Source organism: Bacillus sp. NMCC4, from assembly GCF_002998555.1.
Taxonomy (GTDB): domain Bacteria; phylum Bacillota; class Bacilli; order Bacillales; family Bacillaceae; genus Bacillus.
The window spans coordinates 241588-257644 of record NZ_PVRA01000002.1 but is presented as its reverse complement, the minus strand read 5'-3'; the positions used below and the strand labels follow the sequence as shown (position 1 = coordinate 257644).

Sequence of the window (16057 nt, the reverse complement as noted above, 5' to 3'; positions counted from 1 at the left end):
CGTTAAATCCCGCCGCCCTGTTCATGAATCGAGCTGCTTTCATTTTTGACTGCCTTCATCAGACTCAGCGCACCAAGTGAGGCAAGCAGTACACTCATCATGATAAAGATAGAATAATAGTCTCCTTTTAAGAAAAGGCTCACCAGCAAATACGATAGGCTAAGTGATAAAAAGGGTGACACTACCCACACTTTCAACATTTTTTTCACCACATGTTTATGAAAAATATTTGGTCCGCCTTTTGCCATTCCAAGCCCAATGATAGACGAGGAGGTGATTTGGGTAAGTGGAACTGGCAGCCCAAAAATAGAGCTGACGATGACAAGTCCAGCACCGGTACTCGAAAGCAAAATCCCTTCACCCGTTTGATAGCGAGTGATTTTCTTTCCGTTTGTTTCCAGTACCCTTCTACCAAGCAATAGGGCACCAATGGCGACGAAGATTCCGCCGTAAAGTGTTCCTTGCCCAACTGACAAAACACCCGCGGCAACAAGCGGGCCGACTGCATTTGCCACATTGTTCATGCCTGCTGAAAATGCTTCTAAAAATCCACTAAGAATTAAAACAATGGATAAAATAGCTGTGCCTTTTTTAGACAGCTTACGTTTAGGGAACATTCTGATGATTTTGACTACAAAAAAGGTAAAAAGAAAGGCGACAAGCGGAATGATGACCCAAAATGCCACAATGACTAAAATGGATTTCACATACAATACTTTATATGCGACCGCGACACCAACCACAGCTCCTACCGTGACCTCACTCGTTGATAAAGGGATGGCCATCAGATTTGCTATAAAGAGTGATAATGCAGCAGAACCAATAATAATACAAACAATTTCAAGTGTAATGACGGATTCAGGCATAATCCCAGAGCTAATCGTTTTGACGACCTCACCGCCGCCAATGACTGAACCCGCTAAAATCCCAACTGCACATACACTGAGTGCATAGATAGGCTTTCGAATAGCACCTGACCCGTACGCGATGCCCATCGAAGCAGCTGCACCACTCGCGCCAATGTTTAGAGCGAAAAATAAACTAAATAAAATTGCGGCGATTTCCATACATTATGCTCCCTTACTCATGTAATCCGCACTCAGTCTTAGCTGTGCCTGACCATCTGCCAGAACGAAGATCCTCGGCAGTAAATGCCGGCTGTGTACACGGGGCACAGCCGATACTTGGATATCCCTGATCATGCAGCGGATTATAAGTAAGTTCCTCTCTAGATGCATATCTCCATATGTCCTTCCACGTCCAGTGGATAAGCGGACATACTTTCACTGATTTGAATTTTTCATCCTGATTTAAAAAGTTCGTCCCTGCTCGCTTGGGTGACTGCTCTCTTCTTAAGCCAGAAAGCCATGCCGGGTAGCCGGATAGCGCTTCTTGCAAAGGAATGACCTTACGCATATGGCAGCAGCTTTGAGGGTCCGTTTTCCATAGCTGATCACCATGCTGCTCGTTTTGCTCCTCAACCGTCAGCTCAGGGGTTTTCAGCACAATATCTAAACCTGGATATCTTTCCTTTACCGCATCAATCGTGTCGTACGTTTCCTTAAAATGCAGACCTGTATCTAAAAAGACAATTCTTGCATCCTTTTTTACTTTCGCAATAAGATCAATGAGGACGATGCCTTCAATACCAAAGCTGCATGCATAAACGAGCTGATCACCATAATGACCGTATGCCCATTTCAGCACAGATAAGGCCCCTTTATACAAATCATCCTCTTGAAATGTAATGGACGGCTCTTGCCAATTTTCATAAGTTAACATTGTTTCTCCCCTTCCGGAGTATCACTACTCTCCGCACTACGTCAACCGAATTTTTCTGTTTTCTTCCACTTGAATCACTTGACCGTCCTGAACAATCAGCGTAACTGAACCGAATTCATATCCCCAATCAGTTTCTCCATATGCTTCAATAAGTCTTCATCCTGATTTCGCTTCACTTCCATCTCGTCTTCCTCCTCACCGTTAAAATAAAAAAACTTCCTTTCAGTCCGAAAGAAAGATGAGGAAGCTCATTTCCTTATCTTTCAAAATAGAATCATTTTGCAGGAAGTAGCACCTTGCAAATCGCAGGTTGCCGGGCTTCATCGGGCCAGTCCCTCCACCTCTCTGGATAAGTGTTTTAATTTGTCTTAAATATTAACACAATTCAAACAAAAGTCAACCCGACTTTATTGATAGGATTAGTTTTTATTTGAATTTGAGTCTATTTTACTATTTTTAACCAAATAAAAAAGCTGTGCGGGTACGCACAGCTTTTTAGACGGTTTCTTCCATCCAAGATTCAGAGGAAGGATCTTGTCTCCAGCGTTTTAGTTTATTCATAGCAGAAGGCTCGATCGCTTTCAGCTCAAGTGCCACGTCTGTCAGTGTGTCATAGTCTGTTAGGGTGACATATGGAATGTTTTTCTCTTGAAAAGCTGCTGCAGCTTTTGGCAGTCCGTATGTGAAGATCGCGGCAACTCCTAGTACGTCACAGCCCGCTTCTTGAAGAGCAGCGACCACTTCAAGCACACTGCCTCCTGTTGAAATCAAGTCTTCTACGACGACCACCTTTTGACCTTTTGATACGGCTCCTTCAATTTGATTCCCTTTTCCATGTGCTTTTGGCTTACTTCTCACATAACACATCGGCACGTTCAGACGGTCTGCCGCTAATGCCGCATGCGGGATGCCTGCTGTTGCAGTACCAGCAACAACCTCCGCTCTTTCAAAATGAGTGAGAATCAACTCTTTAAGACCTTCAGCAATGGCGTGTCTTACTTCTGGGTAGGACAAGGTAAGACGGTTGTCACAATAGATCGGTGATTTGATACCGCTTGCCCATGTAAACGGTTCGTCTGGTTTTAATGAGACCGCTTTGATTTGTAATAGGTGTTTAGCGATTTTTGTTTTCATCTGGCAGTCACTCCCACTCTTTTAAAATTTGATGATAGGCTTCCAATGGTTTTTCAGCTTTTGTGATTGACCTTCCGACAACAATTTGTGAAACACCTTGCTCTTTTGCATAAGCAGGAGTCGCCACACGCTTTTGGTCATCGGTTTGATCATTTTGTAAGCGAATCCCCGGCGTTACAGTGAGAAAGGCAGGTGAGATGTGCTCATGAAGGGCTTTGGATTCATGAACAGAGCAAACAACACCGTCTAGTCCACTTTCATATGCCAATTGACCGTACCGGATGACAGTCTCTTGCAGCGGACGGTCTATGAGTAATTCGCTCCTCATCATGTCTTCTGACGTACTCGTCAGCTGAGTCACTGCAATAATGCACGGACGTCTTTGTCCAGCAGGCGTCCCGCTTTCAAGCCCTTCTACCGCAGCTTGCATCATATGTTTCCCGCCAGCAGCATGCACATTGACCAAATCAACACCAAGTGCGGCAAGCCGGTTCATTGCTTTTTGCACCGTTGTTGGAATGTCATGTAATTTGAGATCGAGGAAAATGCGGCAATTTTTTTCTTTGAGCTCGTCAAGGATAGCAGGTCCTTCTTGGTAAAACAGCTCCATGCCGACCTTCACAAATAATGGCGTCCCTTCAAAGGGTTCTAAAAAGGCGAGCGCTTCCTGCGCTACCGGAAAATCAAGCGCGATGATGGGCAAGTGCTTCATGTTTCCAGCTCCTTCCGATACATTCCTCTACAGATGAATAGCCATATGCTGCTAACACTCTTGGCAGTTCTTCAATGATTTCTGGGCAAATAAACGGGTTTACAAAATTGGCTGTGCCAACAGCTACTGCACTTGCACCTGCTAGTAAAAATTCAAGTACATCTTCAGCACTTTGCACCCCGCCCATTCCGATAATCGGGATAGAAACCGCTTGACTGACCTCATGTACCATGCGCACAGCGACAGGTTTTACTGCCGGGCCTGATAATCCGCCTGTTTTATTGGCAAGAATCGGTTTCCCCGTTTTTAAATCTAAACGCATACCGATTAACGTGTTAATCATCGTGAGTCCATCCGCTCCAGCAGATTCAATCGCTTGAGCAATCTCCACAATATTGGCTACGTTAGGAGACAGTTTGACATAGACAGGTACCGAAGAGACTTCTTTCACCGCTTTTGTCAATGCTGCTGCCATATGAGGATCTGTACCAAAGGCAATTCCGCCTGTTTTGACATTCGGGCACGAGATATTCAGTTCAAGGGCATGGACATTTTTTGCTCGGCTGATTTGATTGGCTACTTCGACATAATCATCGACCTGTGAGCCAGCGACGTTTGCAATGATCGGTGTATCAAACTGCTCAAGCCAAGGCAATTCATTTTCCAGCACGCCTTTTAGGCCTGGATTTTGAAGACCGATGGCATTGAGCATACCGGCACCTGTCTCCGCTACCCTTGGTGTCGGATTGCCAAATCTCGGTTCAAGGGTTGTGGCCTTGATCATGATACCGCCCAGCACTGATAAGTCATATAATGAAGCAAATTCCCTTCCGAATCCAAAGCAGCCTGATGCAGGGATAATCGGATTCTTTAAAGATAAGCCGGGTAACTCAACGTTTAGCATGACAATGCCACCTCCTCTGCTTTAAATACAGGTCCATCCAGACAGACTTTGACGTAAGGTTTTTCGTGCTGGTCGGTATGACAGACACATGCAAAGCAAGCACCAATTCCGCAGCCCATTCGTTCTTCCATTGAAATATAGACAGGCTTATCGGGATAAGAGTCTTTTAGTGCTTTTAACATAGGTGTCGGTCCGCAGGAAAGCATGACATCAAAGCTCAAATCATTCTCTTCAATGACACCTGTCACGAAGCCCTTTGAACCATATGTCCCATCAACTGTCGCGATAAACGTATCTCCGAGTGCTTGGAATTTCTCCTCGTAAAATACATCCTTTTTCGATTGAAAGCCAAGGACATGCTTGACGATGACACCTTTTTTCGTTAAACGCTTGGACAGTTCATATAAAGGCGGTACACCAATTCCACCGCCGACTAGTAAGGCTGTCTGACCTGGCTGAACAACTGAAGGATCGTACCCGTTGCCAAGCGGTCCTAATACATCGATGGATTCCCCATCCCGCTTTTGGGAAAGGAGCTTTGTGCCCTCTCCCTCTGCGCGGTAGATGATGGTTGCTTCTTGTTTCTCGGCATGAATATTGGCAATACTGATCGGTCTTCTCAGCAGCGGTGTCATGGACTCGCTGACCTTGATATGAAGAAATTGTCCAGCCGTTTGAAAGGAGTCCACAAGGTCACCTTTTAATGTCATTTCGTAAATATGATCAGCGATCTCTCGGTTTGAGACGACCGTCAAGTATGCTTTTTTCATATCGTTACTGTCACCTCAGCATTCGTTTTCACTTCTGGCATTTCGTCCGCTCTAAATGTCATGCTTTCCAGCACTCTTAAAATGGCTTCTGCTGTATCTAGCGACGTTAAGCAAGCTACGCCATTTTCAACAGCTTCACGTCTGATTCTAAAGCCGTCTCTTGCCGGCTGTTTTCCTTTTGTCAGAGTGTTGATGACAAATTGGGCTTCCCCGTTTCGAATGACATCGAGAAGGTTTTTGCCTTCTTCTCCTATTTTGCCGACAACACTTGATGGGATGGAGGCTTGTTTTAAGTAATTCGCCGTTCCTTCTGTCGCTAAAATATGATAGCCGATCGAATGGAATCTTCTTGCAATCTCAAGTCCTTCTTCTTTATCCTTATCAGCAACTGTTAGAAGAACTGTTCCGTCTTTAGGAATTTGAATGCCCGATGCAATTAATCCTTTGTAGAGGGCTTTTTCAATTGTGACATCTTTCCCCATGACCTCACCTGTAGATTTCATTTCAGGCCCGAGTGTAATATCCACTCTTCTTAGTTTTGCAAAAGAGAAGACTGGAACTTTGACGTACACCCCTTCTTGCTCTGTGTGAAGTCCTTCTTCGTAGCCATAGTTTTTAAGCTTGTCACCTAAAATGACTTTTGTCGCTAGATTTGCCATCGGGATGCCTGTAATTTTACTTAAGAAAGGAACTGTCCGGCTTGAACGAGGATTCACTTCAAGTACGTACACTTCACCTTTCGAGAGAACAAATTGAATGTTTAGCAGCCCAATAATGTTGAGGCCTTTTGCAAGCTTGATCGTGTATTCTGCGATCTTCGCTTTGATCTCATCAGACAATGTTTGCGGCGGGTAAACCGCAATCGAGTCACCGGAGTGGACCCCGGCTCTTTCAATATGTTCCATAATGCCTGGGATCACGACAGTTTCCCCATCAGATACGGCATCTACTTCAATTTCTTTTCCCGTCAAATATTTGTCAATTAACACTGGGTGCTGCGGATTGACTCTCACCGCATTCTCCATGTAGTGAAGAAGCTCTTCTTCTTGATAAACGATTTCCATCGCACGACCGCCTAATACATAGGAAGGACGGACAAGGACTGGGTAGCCGATCTGATTGGCAATCGCTACAGCTTCAGGCACAGACGTAGCTGTTTTCCCTTTAGGCTGCGGCACGCCGAGTGCTTCTAATGTTTGTTCAAACTTGTCTCGGTTTTCGGCGCGGTCTAGGTCTTCAAGAGAAGTGCCGAGAATCTTCACCCCTCTATTTGATAATTCATCTGCTAGGTTGATCGCCGTTTGTCCGCCGAACTGGACGACGACTCCTTCAGGCTGCTCAAGATCGATGATGTGCATCACATCTTCTACAGTGAGTGGTTCAAAGTAGAGCTTATCTGAAATACTAAAGTCTGTTGAGACCGTTTCAGGGTTGTTGTTAATAATGATTGCTTCATAGCCTGCTTGTTTAATTGCCCACACAGAATGAACCGTCGCATAATCAAATTCAACTCCTTGACCGATTCTGATAGGACCTGAGCCTAATACGATGACGCTTTTCTTGTCTGTGCGTTCTGATTCATTTTCATCTTCATACGTGCTATAGAAATATGGCGTCTCGGATTCAAATTCAGCCGCACAAGTATCTACCATTTTGTAGACAGGTACGATGCCTGCTTCTTGTCTTAGCTTGTAGACATCCGCTTCATTCATATTCCACTCACGGCTAATATAGATGTCTGAGAAGCCTTTATCTTTTGCTTCTTTTAATACGTCTGTATTGCCTTTGTTTTCTTTTAATGTCTTTTCAAATGCGATGATGCCTTCCAGCTTATGAAGGAAGAAGTAATCAATTTTTGAGAATTCATGTATTTGTTCAACCGTATAGCCTCTTCTAAGCGCCTCGGCGATATAGAATAATCGTTCGTCTCCCGCCTTGATAATCCGCTTTTCAAGCACTTCGTTTGTGATATCTGCTTCATCTTTTAATTCAATGTGATGCACATCAGCTTCAAGTGAACGGACAGCCTTTAGAAGGGACTCTTCTAATGTACGTCCGATCGCCATCACTTCACCCGTTGCTTTCATTTGAGTTCCAAGACGTCTGTTGGCAGATTCGAATTTATCAAACGGCCAGCGCGGGATTTTAGACACAATATAGTCAAGTGCCGGTTCGAAGGCAGCATAGGTTTTCCCTGTGACTGGATTCATCATTTCATCAAGCGTTAAGCCGACAGCAATTTTCGCTGCAAGTTTGGCAATTGGATAACCAGTTGCTTTCGACGCAAGTGCAGAAGAACGACTGACGCGCGGGTTTACTTCGATGATATAGTATTGAAAGCTGTCTGGGTCAATCGCCAGCTGTACGTTACAGCCGCCTTCAATGCCAAGTGCCCGGATCAGCTTGAGCGACACATTGCGAAGCAGCTGATATTCACGGTCACTTAATGTTTGGCTTGGCGCCACAACGATACTGTCACCTGTGTGGATACCGACAGGATCAAAGTTTTCCATGTTACAAACAACGATCGCATGATCACCGCTATCACGCATGACTTCATATTCAATTTCTTTAAAACCTGCAATGCTTTTTTCAAGTAAGCATTGTGTGACTGGGCTTAACTTCAGGCCGTTTTCGACGATTTCCTTCAGCTCTTGCTCGTTTGTACAAATTCCGCCGCCTGTTCCGCCTAATGTATAAGCTGGTCTCACAATGACAGGGAAACCGATTTGATTCGTAAACGCTATCGCTTCTTCAAGGTTATGGATGATTTCACTTTCTGGTACAGGCTCATTTAGTTCATTCATCAGATTACGGAATAAATCTCTGTCCTCTGCTTTTTGAATAGCTGACAGCTTTGTTCCTAATACTTCAACACCGCATTCAGCTAACACGCCAAGGTCTGATAATTCAACAGCAAGGTTAAGTCCAGTTTGTCCGCCAAGTGTTGGCAAGATCGCATCAGGACGTTCTTTTCGAATGATTCGTGTTAAGAATTCTGGTGTCAGTGGTTCGATGTATACCTTATCGGCCATTTCTGTATCTGTCATGATGGTCGCTGGATTGGAATTCACAAGAACGACTTCATAGCCCTCTTCTTTCAGTGCTAAGCAAGCCTGTGTGCCTGCATAGTCAAACTCCGCTGCCTGTCCGATGATGATTGGACCTGAACCGATGACTAAAATCTTTTTGATGTCTACGCGTTTTGGCATACTTCTTCCCCTTCTTTCTCAGTTGTATGAATCATGTCCATGAACTGGTCGAATAAGTAGTTCGCATCTTCTGGACCTGGTGACGCTTCTGGGTGGTACTGGACAGTGAATGCTTGTGCTTCTTTATGTTTTAACCCTTCAATCGTATTGTCGTTTAGGGCGATATGTGTGACTTCGAGCACGTCCTCGTTAATCGCACTGACTGTGTAGCCGTGGTTTTGAGATGTCAGTGTCACCTTGCCGGTGGTTAGTTCTTTGACTGGGTGATTCGAGCCTCTGTGTCCGAATTTCATTTTTTCAGTACTTGCGCCGCACGCAAGAGCGAATAATTGATGTCCAAGGCAAATGCCAAAGAGCGGAACCTTTCCAATCAATTGCTGAATCATCTCGACTGCTTCTGGTACATCAACAGGGTCTCCAGGGCCGTTTGAAAGCATGATCCCATCAGGCTTTAACTGCAGCACTTCATCTGCCGTGATATTGTACGGCACCACGATGACATCACAGTCACGTTTATTGAGCTCGCGCAAAATGCCATGCTTCATGCCGAAATCGACAAGGACAATTCTTTTTCCTCTTCCCGGGCTTGGATACGCATTTTTCACAGATACTTGACTCACTTGATCAGTCGGCAGCTGCATTGTTTGAAGGCGGCGGACTACGTCTTCCACTTGTTCATCCGGTCCTGCAAACGCCCCTCTTAAAGTCCCTGCACTTCGAATCATTCTCGTCAGCTTCCGTGTATCGATTCCGCTAAGACCTGGAATGTTTTTCATTTTTAAGTATTCATCTAGTGAGTATGAAGAGCGCCAGTTTGAGGGCTTTTCACAAAGCTCCTTCACAATCAGCCCTTTTACAAACGGTGTGATCGATTCAAAATCATCACGGTTAATGCCATAGTTGCCGATGAGCGGATAAGTGAGTGTGACAATTTGTCCGCAGTATGATGGATCAGACAAAATTTCTTGATAGCCCGTCATCCCTGTATTAAAGACGACTTCTCCGACTGACGATTCTAAGCTGCCAAAGCCTGTTCCTTCGAATACTGTTCCGTTTTCTAGCACTAAGCGTCTCTTCATTTTACTAGTCTCCCCTCTTCATACACGACTTTCCCAGATGCAAGTGTCATGACCGGCCATCCTGATACAGTCAATTTGTCAAACGGTGTATTTTGCCCTTTTGATAAGAAGCTTTTTTTATCGATTGCCATTTCTTTGTTTAAATCAATGAGTGTGATATCAGCTGTTTGTCCTTCTTCCAGCTTTCCATATGGAAGAGAGAAGGCTTCTGCTGGCTTGATTGTCATATAATCAACGAGTTCTTTTAATGTCCATTCGCCTGTTTTGACAAATCGTGTATACAGAAGCGGGAACGCTGTTTCAAGCCCGACAATTCCAAAAGGTGCACGCTGCATCGTTTCGTTCTTTTCTTCTTCAGTATGCGGCGCATGGTCTGTTGCGATGAAATCAATCGTTCCATCTAAAAGTCCCTCGATCAGTGCCTCGCGATCCTCTTTTCCTCTGAGCGGCGGGTTCATTTTATAGTTTGTATCAAGACCAGGGATGTCCGCATCACATAACAGCAGGTGATGCGGTGACACCTCAGCTGTCACACGGATGCCTGCTTTTTTTGCATCGCGAACGACTCGCACAGATTCTTTCGTACTGATATGACATACATGATAATGGCAGTTCGCTGCTTCTGCTAAAAGAACATCTCTTGCAATATGCACCGATTCACAAATGGACGGTATACCGTTTAATTCATTTGCTTTTGAAAATTCTCCTTCATGAACGCATCCTCCGTAAATGAGCGAGTTATCTTCACAGTGTGCCACAATCGCTTGATCAAGACTTGCTGCCTTTTTCATGGCTTCGTACATCATGCCTGCTGTTTGGATGCCAACCCCGTCATCTGTGAAAGCGAAGGCGCCTGCTTCTTTTAGTGCTGCAAAGTCTGTCATCTCTTCCCCAATTTGCCTAGTTGTGATGGAGGCGTATGGCAGTACTCTGACAGAAGAGGTCTCTTCGATCCGATTCATGAGCCACTCCATTTGCTCTTTTGTATCCGGAACTGGGCGTGTATTCGGCATCGCTGCAATCGTTGTATAGCCGCCTCTTGCTGCTGCTTTAGAGCCTGTTTCAATCGTTTCCTTTTTCTCTCCACCTGGCTCTCTTAAATGTACATGCAGATCAATTAAGCCTGGTGAAACAAATAGCCCTTTAGCATCAATGACCTCTTCTCCATCTTCTCTTTCTAAGTGACCAATCGCTTGAATCACTTCTCCTTCTACCCTAATATCCTGCTGCACTTTTTCACCTGTGCTTGTTAAGATAAAACCGTTTTTAATGAGATATGACATAGACAGAATCTCTCCCTTTTTGATGTAGTCTGCTATTTTGAAAAGCTCTTTTTAATACGGCCATTCGGATATAAACTCCATTTTCCATTTGCTTGAAAATTCGTGACTGCTTTGATTCCACTAAAGAATCATCTATCTCCACACCTCTGTTTACTGGTGCTGGATGCATTATAATGGTTCGTTCTTTCATGTTGTTTGCCCTGTTTACTGTTAATCCATAAGTCGATAAGTAATCTTCATTGCCCATTTTTTCAGCGTGCCGTTCATGCTGGATTCTAAGCAGCATCACCACATCAGATTGTCTAATGGCTTCGTCTACTTGGACATACGTTCCGTGAGGGTTTTGCTCATCTTGGAAGGAAGCAGGCCCTGAGAAAAGGACTGTCGCTCCGAGCCTTGAGAGTACTTCAGCATTCGACCTTGCCACCCTGCTGTGCTTGATGTCTCCATGAATCGAAATCGTTAAGCCCTCAAAGCTGCCAAACTCTTCATAGATGGTCATTAGGTCAAGCAGTGATTGGGTCGGGTGCTGCCCGCAGCCATCTCCAGCATTGATGATGGGAATCCCAACCTTCCCGATTAGCTCGTTGTAATATTCATCAGTGCTGTCTCTGATCACACAAGCTTTCACACCGATGGATTCAAGCGTTTTTACCGTATCGTATAGGGTTTCGCCTTTTTGAACGGAGGTGCTTGCCGCATCTAAGCTCAGTACATTCATCCCCAGTTTCTTTTCGGCAACTTCGAAGCTAAATCGTGTTCTTGTGCTTGGTTCAAAGAAGAGGTTTGCTACAAATTCTCCCGCTAAGCCAAGTTCTTGCTTCCCCTTTTTGAGAGCCGTTGCTTCTTCAATCAGCTGTAAAATCTCTTCTTTAGACAAGCTGCTCATTGTCGATAGATCATTCATTTTTTCTTCCCCCTCTAGTTTTTCATCACTTTCAGGTTCAAAAAAACCCTAAGCCTCGGCAGCTTAGGGTTCTCCAAAAGAAGCAGCGGCACTTTCGTGCATTCTGCTCATTTTAGAACCCTTGTCAGCCTCACTGGACTTCTTTTAAAAGGTTTTCTGTATTCGATTCATTTGACTCGTCATCCTCCGCTTTTTGCTGCGGCAGGATCAGGTTTAACAGGACACCCGTGATGGCAGCAAGTGCCATTCCAGATAGTGTGAGGTTGATTTGTTTCACCTCAATGAATGCCCCGCCAATTCCAATGACTAAGATGACTGATGCGATAATGAGATTACGCTTTTCTTCAAAATTCACTTTATGATCAATCAGGATTCTCAGACCGCTTGAGGCAATGATCCCAAAGAGCAGGAACGAAACGCCTCCCATGACCGCGGACGGCACTGTACTGATTAATGCTGAAATTTTTCCGACAAAGCCGAAGCAGATCGCAAAGACTGCTGCTCCGCCGATGACGAAGATACTGAACACTCTTGTGATGGCAAGGACCCCGATGTTCTCTCCATACGTTGTTGTTGGCGGTCCGCCAATGAGTGAAGCGAAGATCGTCGCTGCACTGTCTCCTAAAATGGAGCGGTGAAGACCAGGTTTTTTAATAAAATCTTGCCCTACAACTTTACTTAACACCACTTGATGGCCGATGTGCTCAGACATTGTCACAAAGGCAACCGGCACCATCACTGTGAGAATGCTTAAAGTCACAGCAGGTGTGTAGTCGACAAATGGTACGACGAAGTCTGGTACAGCAAACCATTTCGCGTCAATGACCGGCTGGAAGTTCACAATGCCTTGTGTTAAAGCAAAGAGATAGCCGCTAATAATTCCGATTAATACTGGGATCAAGCTTAGGAATCCTCTTAGGAAGATCATGCTGATAATCGTGACAGCCAGTGTGAAGCCGGCGACCATTAGGTGCTTAAGGCTGTAAACAAGCTCGGTTGCATTCGGATCAACATACATCGCCATGTTGACAGCTGTTCCAGCGAGTCCGAGTCCGATGACCATAATGACTGGCCCTACGACGACCGGCGGCAGAAGTTTCATCAGCCAGCCTGTGCCGAGCCATTTAATAAATAGTGCAATGAGTGCATAAGCGACACCCGCCATGAAGGCACCAACCATTGCGGCTCCAGGGCCGCCTGTTGCTTTGACATTCAGTATGGGGGCGATAAAGGCAAAGGACGATCCAAGATATGCCGGAATTTGTCCTCTTGTAATGATTAAGTAAACAATGGTTCCAACACCACTTGAGATGAGCGCGACGGCCGGACTCATATCAATGATTTTTGGTACAAGAATGGTCGCACCAAACATGGCAAACAAATGCTGAAGGCTAAGTGACAGCCATGTGAACGGTTTTGGGATATCTCGAATGCCTAAATTGGCTTTTTGCTGACTCATGATTTTCCTCCTAGATGTGTCCTTTTTCATTAAAAAAGCCTCTTTGCGAGTATGCGCAAAGAGGCCTAGAAAAACCGTACACGTCACTTAAGCCGTGTGCTCGGTGTCTCTGTTATTGCCCTCTTTGCAAACTCTCTGGAATGCATTTAAAAAGGTTATTTTTCATATATAGCGACAAGGTCGTTTTGATCTACTTCATTCAGCTGAACCATGACGGTCTCTGCTTTTGATGTCGGAATGTTCTTCCCGATATAATCCGCTCGAATCGGAAGCTCCCGGTGTCCCCGGTCGACGAGAACAGCAAGCTGAATGGAAGATGGTCTTCCTACATCCACAAGGGCATCCATGGCCGCTCTGACGGTTCTGCCTGTAAACAGGACATCGTCAACGACGATCAGTGTTTTGTCATTAATGTCAGCTGGGATGTCTGCACCCTTTACAAGCGGGTCTTGGTTGTCTGTCTTTTTTGTCAGGTCATCACGGTATAGCGTAATATCAAGTTCACCCACTGTGACTGGATTTCCTTCAATTTGCTCGATGCGCTCTGCAAGGCGCTTTGCAAGATGAATGCCTCTTGTCTTGATCCCCGCAAGGATGACATCTTTCATCCCTTTATTGCGCTCAATCATTTCATGTGCAATTCGGGTAAGCGCTCGTCTGATCGCTTGTTCATCAAGAATGACTGCTTTTTGTTCCATCTTTTACACCTCTTTTTGACAAATAAAAAGCCCCATCTGCAAAGGGCAGAGAGGGGCGTTCATTTGTGCATACACGTGCACAAATTGATCCGTTATCCTTCTCAGCCTCTCTGGACTGTTTTAAAGAATCTTCATTTCTTCGTTTATTATTTCAAAAAAAGAACTGCCTGTCAATCGTTATTTCTTAATGAATCGATAAAAGCTTGCATATCAGCAGGAATCGGTGCTGTGAACTCGATATATTCTCCTGTTCTAGGATGATCAAATCCTAGAACACCTGCATGAAGCAGCTGTCCATTAAAATCGACTGTCTTTCTCGGTCCATATTTCGGATCTCCTGCAAGCGGATAGCCGATATATTTCATATGAACACGAATTTGGTGTGTTCTTCCTGTTTCAAGACGGCACTCCACAACCGTGAAGTCCTGAAAGCGTTCAATCACATCAAAGTGAGTGACTGCTTGTTTTGCACTTTCTTTTGTAACCGTCATGCTTTGGCGGTCTTTTTTGTCTCTGCCAATTGGGGCATCAATTGTGCCTGTATCATGCTGGATAATGCCATGGACAACGGCCGTATATTTTCTTGTGACGGTCTTAGCCACGAGCTGATTGACGAGTGATTCATGCGCCATATCGTTTTTCGCGACCATTAACAGTCCAGACGTGTCTTTATCAATTCGGTGGACAATTCCAGGACGCATCACACCATTAATGCCTGATAAGTCCGTGCAATGTGCCATCAGGCCATTTACAAGTGTTCCAGAGACGTGACCTGGCGCTGGATGAACAACCATTCCTCGTCGTTTATTCACCACTAGCACATCTGCATCCTCATAATAAATATCAAGATCCATTGGTTCTGCTTCTACATCTAGTACTTCTGGGTCTGGAATCTCGACTTTAATCTCATCTCCAGCTTGTACTTTGTAATTGGCTTTCACTTGTTTCCCGTTTACTTCGATCAGCCCATCCTTTACCCACTGCTGGACTTGGGTTCTTGACCATTCTGGTTCTGTCGTGCTTAGAAATTTATCAAGCCGTTCACTCGTTTGATCTTCTGAAACGGCAATATTTACTTGATTCATGTAGTTGACTCCTTCGTTTTCTTTCCATCTAAAAGCATTTGAATGAAGAGCAGAATAACCCCTACACATAGAGAAGAATCTGCAATATTAAAAATTGGGTAGTGATAATTCCCAAAGACGAAATGAGCAAAATCTACCACTTCCTGACGGAAAACGCGGTCGATAAAGTTTCCAATCGCTCCGCCAAGCATTAAGGCCAGCGCTACTCCAAGCAGCTTGTCCTTTTGCCCATGCTTTTGCAAATAATAAACAATTCCCGCAATAACAACGAGTGTGATCACATAGAAAAACCACATTTGTCCTTGGAGAATTCCCCATGCGGCTCCTGAATTTCGGTGAGACGTGATATAAAAGAAGCCATCAATCACTGGATAAGAATCTCCGAGCATCATATTTTTGACAATGAGCCATTTTGTTAATTGATCTAAACAAATCATCACGAATGCGATTATGTAATAGAACACACACGTTCCTCCATCTTCATACTTTGATCTTTAAGCATTTTATCAAGAAAACAGGAAGGAGTAAAGAAACTTTAGTTGACAGACAAAAACCTCCCTACATGTGGAAGGCTTCAAAATGAGAATCATCTGATTCGTGAGGATAAGGAGTGAAGGCTTTTTTCTCGTATTGCTTATGATATAGAAAGTCGTCAGCCGTGCGGGCGGTAGGAAGAATACTCATTTGTTCAAGCGGAATGACCTCACCTGTCGCCTCACATATACCATAGGTTCCCTGCTCAATTTTTGCAATAGCAAGAGACACATCTTGCAGCTCTTCTTTGATGTGATAAAGAAGCGTGGTCGTTTGGACCTCGTTCATTGTGACATGCTCAGCGGGTGAACGAAATGATGCGTATTCAAACAGTTTAGATTGCAGCTCTTCTTTCATTTGAAGGAGTTCCGTGTAAATCGTCTCTAGATCGCCATTCATGTCGCTATTTCAACTCCTGCCCTGTCGTGATAATCATATTGTTGCCCCGGCTGCTCACTTTAAAGCCATAAGATTTTTCCTTTCGTTCTAAACGCTGTC

General features: G+C 44.6%; 16 protein-coding genes and 1 riboswitch. All 16 genes read right to left on the bottom strand.

What is annotated here, in order from left to right; all coding sequences use genetic code 11:
* Positions 1-2: 2 nt before the first annotated feature.
* Positions 3-1067, bottom strand: coding sequence for a sulfate permease (gene cysP, locus C6Y02_RS05575; RefSeq protein ID WP_106030822.1), 1065 nt, complete (start codon positions 1065-1067; stop codon positions 3-5).
* A 13-nt stretch (positions 1068-1080) separates the two neighbouring features.
* Entirely contained in the window at positions 1081-1782 is a 702-nt protein-coding gene (locus C6Y02_RS05570) for a phosphoadenylyl-sulfate reductase (protein ID WP_034662479.1), read from the bottom strand.
* 36 nt (positions 1783-1818) lie between these two features.
* A complete protein-coding gene (locus tag C6Y02_RS19595) occupies positions 1819-1878 on the bottom strand; it encodes a DUF2292 domain-containing protein (protein ID WP_262982267.1) in 60 nt (19 codons plus the stop codon).
* 157 nt (positions 1879-2035) lie between these two features.
* Positions 2036-2138: riboswitch (SAM riboswitch) on the bottom strand.
* Positions 2139-2277: 139 nt separating this feature from the next.
* Entirely contained in the window at positions 2278-2916 is a 639-nt protein-coding gene (gene pyrE / locus C6Y02_RS05560; RefSeq protein WP_106030821.1) for an orotate phosphoribosyltransferase, read from the bottom strand.
* A 7-nt stretch (positions 2917-2923) separates the two neighbouring features.
* A complete protein-coding gene (gene pyrF / locus C6Y02_RS05555; RefSeq protein WP_106030820.1) occupies positions 2924-3628 on the bottom strand; it encodes an orotidine-5'-phosphate decarboxylase in 705 nt (234 codons plus the stop codon).
* A complete protein-coding gene (locus C6Y02_RS05550) occupies positions 3600-4532 on the bottom strand; it encodes a dihydroorotate dehydrogenase (protein ID WP_106030819.1) in 933 nt (310 codons plus the stop codon). Before C6Y02_RS05550 ends, pyrF begins: the two co-directional genes overlap by 29 nt.
* Positions 4526-5302 (bottom strand): dihydroorotate dehydrogenase electron transfer subunit, encoded by a 777-nt coding sequence (locus tag C6Y02_RS05545; protein WP_060596209.1) that lies wholly within the window; start codon positions 5300-5302, stop codon positions 4526-4528. Before C6Y02_RS05545 ends, C6Y02_RS05550 begins: the two co-directional genes overlap by 7 nt.
* Positions 5299-8514: a carbamoyl-phosphate synthase (glutamine-hydrolyzing) large subunit gene (gene carB, locus C6Y02_RS05540; protein WP_106030818.1), complete on the bottom strand. Its 3216-nt coding sequence runs from the start codon at positions 8512-8514 to the stop codon at positions 5299-5301. Before carB ends, C6Y02_RS05545 begins: the two co-directional genes overlap by 4 nt.
* Positions 8499-9593, bottom strand: coding sequence for a carbamoyl phosphate synthase small subunit (locus C6Y02_RS05535; protein ID WP_106030817.1), 1095 nt, complete (start codon positions 9591-9593; stop codon positions 8499-8501). Before C6Y02_RS05535 ends, carB begins: the two co-directional genes overlap by 16 nt.
* Entirely contained in the window at positions 9590-10876 is a 1287-nt protein-coding gene (locus C6Y02_RS05530) for a dihydroorotase (protein ID WP_003211286.1), read from the bottom strand. The genes C6Y02_RS05535 and C6Y02_RS05530 overlap by 4 nt, the downstream gene beginning before the upstream one ends.
* Positions 10860-11783, bottom strand: a complete 924-nt coding sequence (locus C6Y02_RS05525) for an aspartate carbamoyltransferase catalytic subunit (RefSeq protein WP_106030816.1) — start codon at positions 11781-11783, stop codon at positions 10860-10862. The genes C6Y02_RS05530 and C6Y02_RS05525 overlap by 17 nt, the downstream gene beginning before the upstream one ends.
* 130 nt (positions 11784-11913) lie before the next feature.
* On the bottom strand, positions 11914-13242 hold the full coding sequence (locus C6Y02_RS05520) for a solute carrier family 23 protein (protein ID WP_060596204.1): 1329 nt from the start codon (positions 13240-13242) through the stop codon (positions 11914-11916).
* A 155-nt stretch (positions 13243-13397) separates the two neighbouring features.
* Entirely contained in the window at positions 13398-13940 is a 543-nt protein-coding gene (pyrR, locus tag C6Y02_RS05515; protein ID WP_024424234.1) for a bifunctional pyr operon transcriptional regulator/uracil phosphoribosyltransferase PyrR, read from the bottom strand.
* A gap of 170 nt (positions 13941-14110) precedes the next feature.
* Positions 14111-15025 (bottom strand): RluA family pseudouridine synthase, encoded by a 915-nt coding sequence (locus C6Y02_RS05510; protein ID WP_106030815.1) that lies wholly within the window; start codon positions 15023-15025, stop codon positions 14111-14113.
* Positions 15022-15489: a signal peptidase II gene (lspA, locus tag C6Y02_RS05505; protein ID WP_012009890.1), complete on the bottom strand. Its 468-nt coding sequence runs from the start codon at positions 15487-15489 to the stop codon at positions 15022-15024. The genes C6Y02_RS05510 and lspA overlap by 4 nt, the downstream gene beginning before the upstream one ends.
* Before the next feature lie 94 nt (positions 15490-15583).
* Positions 15584-15958, bottom strand: coding sequence for a TraR/DksA family transcriptional regulator (locus tag C6Y02_RS05500; protein WP_060596201.1), 375 nt, complete (start codon positions 15956-15958; stop codon positions 15584-15586).
* Positions 15959-16057: the final 99 nt, after the last annotated feature.

What these genes read in the sequence shown, in the direction of transcription:
- cysP (WP_106030822.1), bottom strand. Translation starts at nt 1,067, where the DNA reads ATGGAAATCGCCGCAATTTTATTTAGTTTATTTTTCGCTCTAAACATT.
- C6Y02_RS05520 (WP_060596204.1), bottom strand. Translation starts at nt 13,242, where the DNA reads ATGAGTCAGCAAAAAGCCAATTTAGGCATTCGAGATATCCCAAAACCG.
- pyrE (WP_106030821.1), bottom strand. Translation starts at nt 2,916, where the DNA reads ATGAAAACAAAAATCGCTAAACACCTATTACAAATCAAAGCGGTCTCA.
- C6Y02_RS05500 (WP_060596201.1), bottom strand. Translation starts at nt 15,958, where the DNA reads ATGAATGGCGATCTAGAGACGATTTACACGGAACTCCTTCAAATGAAA.
- C6Y02_RS05510 (WP_106030815.1), bottom strand. Translation starts at nt 15,025, where the DNA reads ATGAATCAAGTAAATATTGCCGTTTCAGAAGATCAAACGAGTGAACGG.
- C6Y02_RS05545 (WP_060596209.1), bottom strand. Translation starts at nt 5,302, where the DNA reads ATGAAAAAAGCATACTTGACGGTCGTCTCAAACCGAGAGATCGCTGAT.
- pyrR (WP_024424234.1), bottom strand. Translation starts at nt 13,940, where the DNA reads ATGGAACAAAAAGCAGTCATTCTTGATGAACAAGCGATCAGACGAGCG.
- C6Y02_RS05570 (WP_034662479.1), bottom strand. Translation starts at nt 1,782, where the DNA reads ATGTTAACTTATGAAAATTGGCAAGAGCCGTCCATTACATTTCAAGAG.
- C6Y02_RS05535 (WP_106030817.1), bottom strand. Translation starts at nt 9,593, where the DNA reads ATGAAGAGACGCTTAGTGCTAGAAAACGGAACAGTATTCGAAGGAACA.
- C6Y02_RS05550 (WP_106030819.1), bottom strand. Translation starts at nt 4,532, where the DNA reads ATGCTAAACGTTGAGTTACCCGGCTTATCTTTAAAGAATCCGATTATC.
- C6Y02_RS05530 (WP_003211286.1), bottom strand. Translation starts at nt 10,876, where the DNA reads ATGTCATATCTCATTAAAAACGGTTTTATCTTAACAAGCACAGGTGAA.
- pyrF (WP_106030820.1), bottom strand. Translation starts at nt 3,628, where the DNA reads ATGAAGCACTTGCCCATCATCGCGCTTGATTTTCCGGTAGCGCAGGAA.
- carB (WP_106030818.1), bottom strand. Translation starts at nt 8,514, where the DNA reads ATGCCAAAACGCGTAGACATCAAAAAGATTTTAGTCATCGGTTCAGGT.
- C6Y02_RS05525 (WP_106030816.1), bottom strand. Translation starts at nt 11,783, where the DNA reads ATGAATGATCTATCGACAATGAGCAGCTTGTCTAAAGAAGAGATTTTA.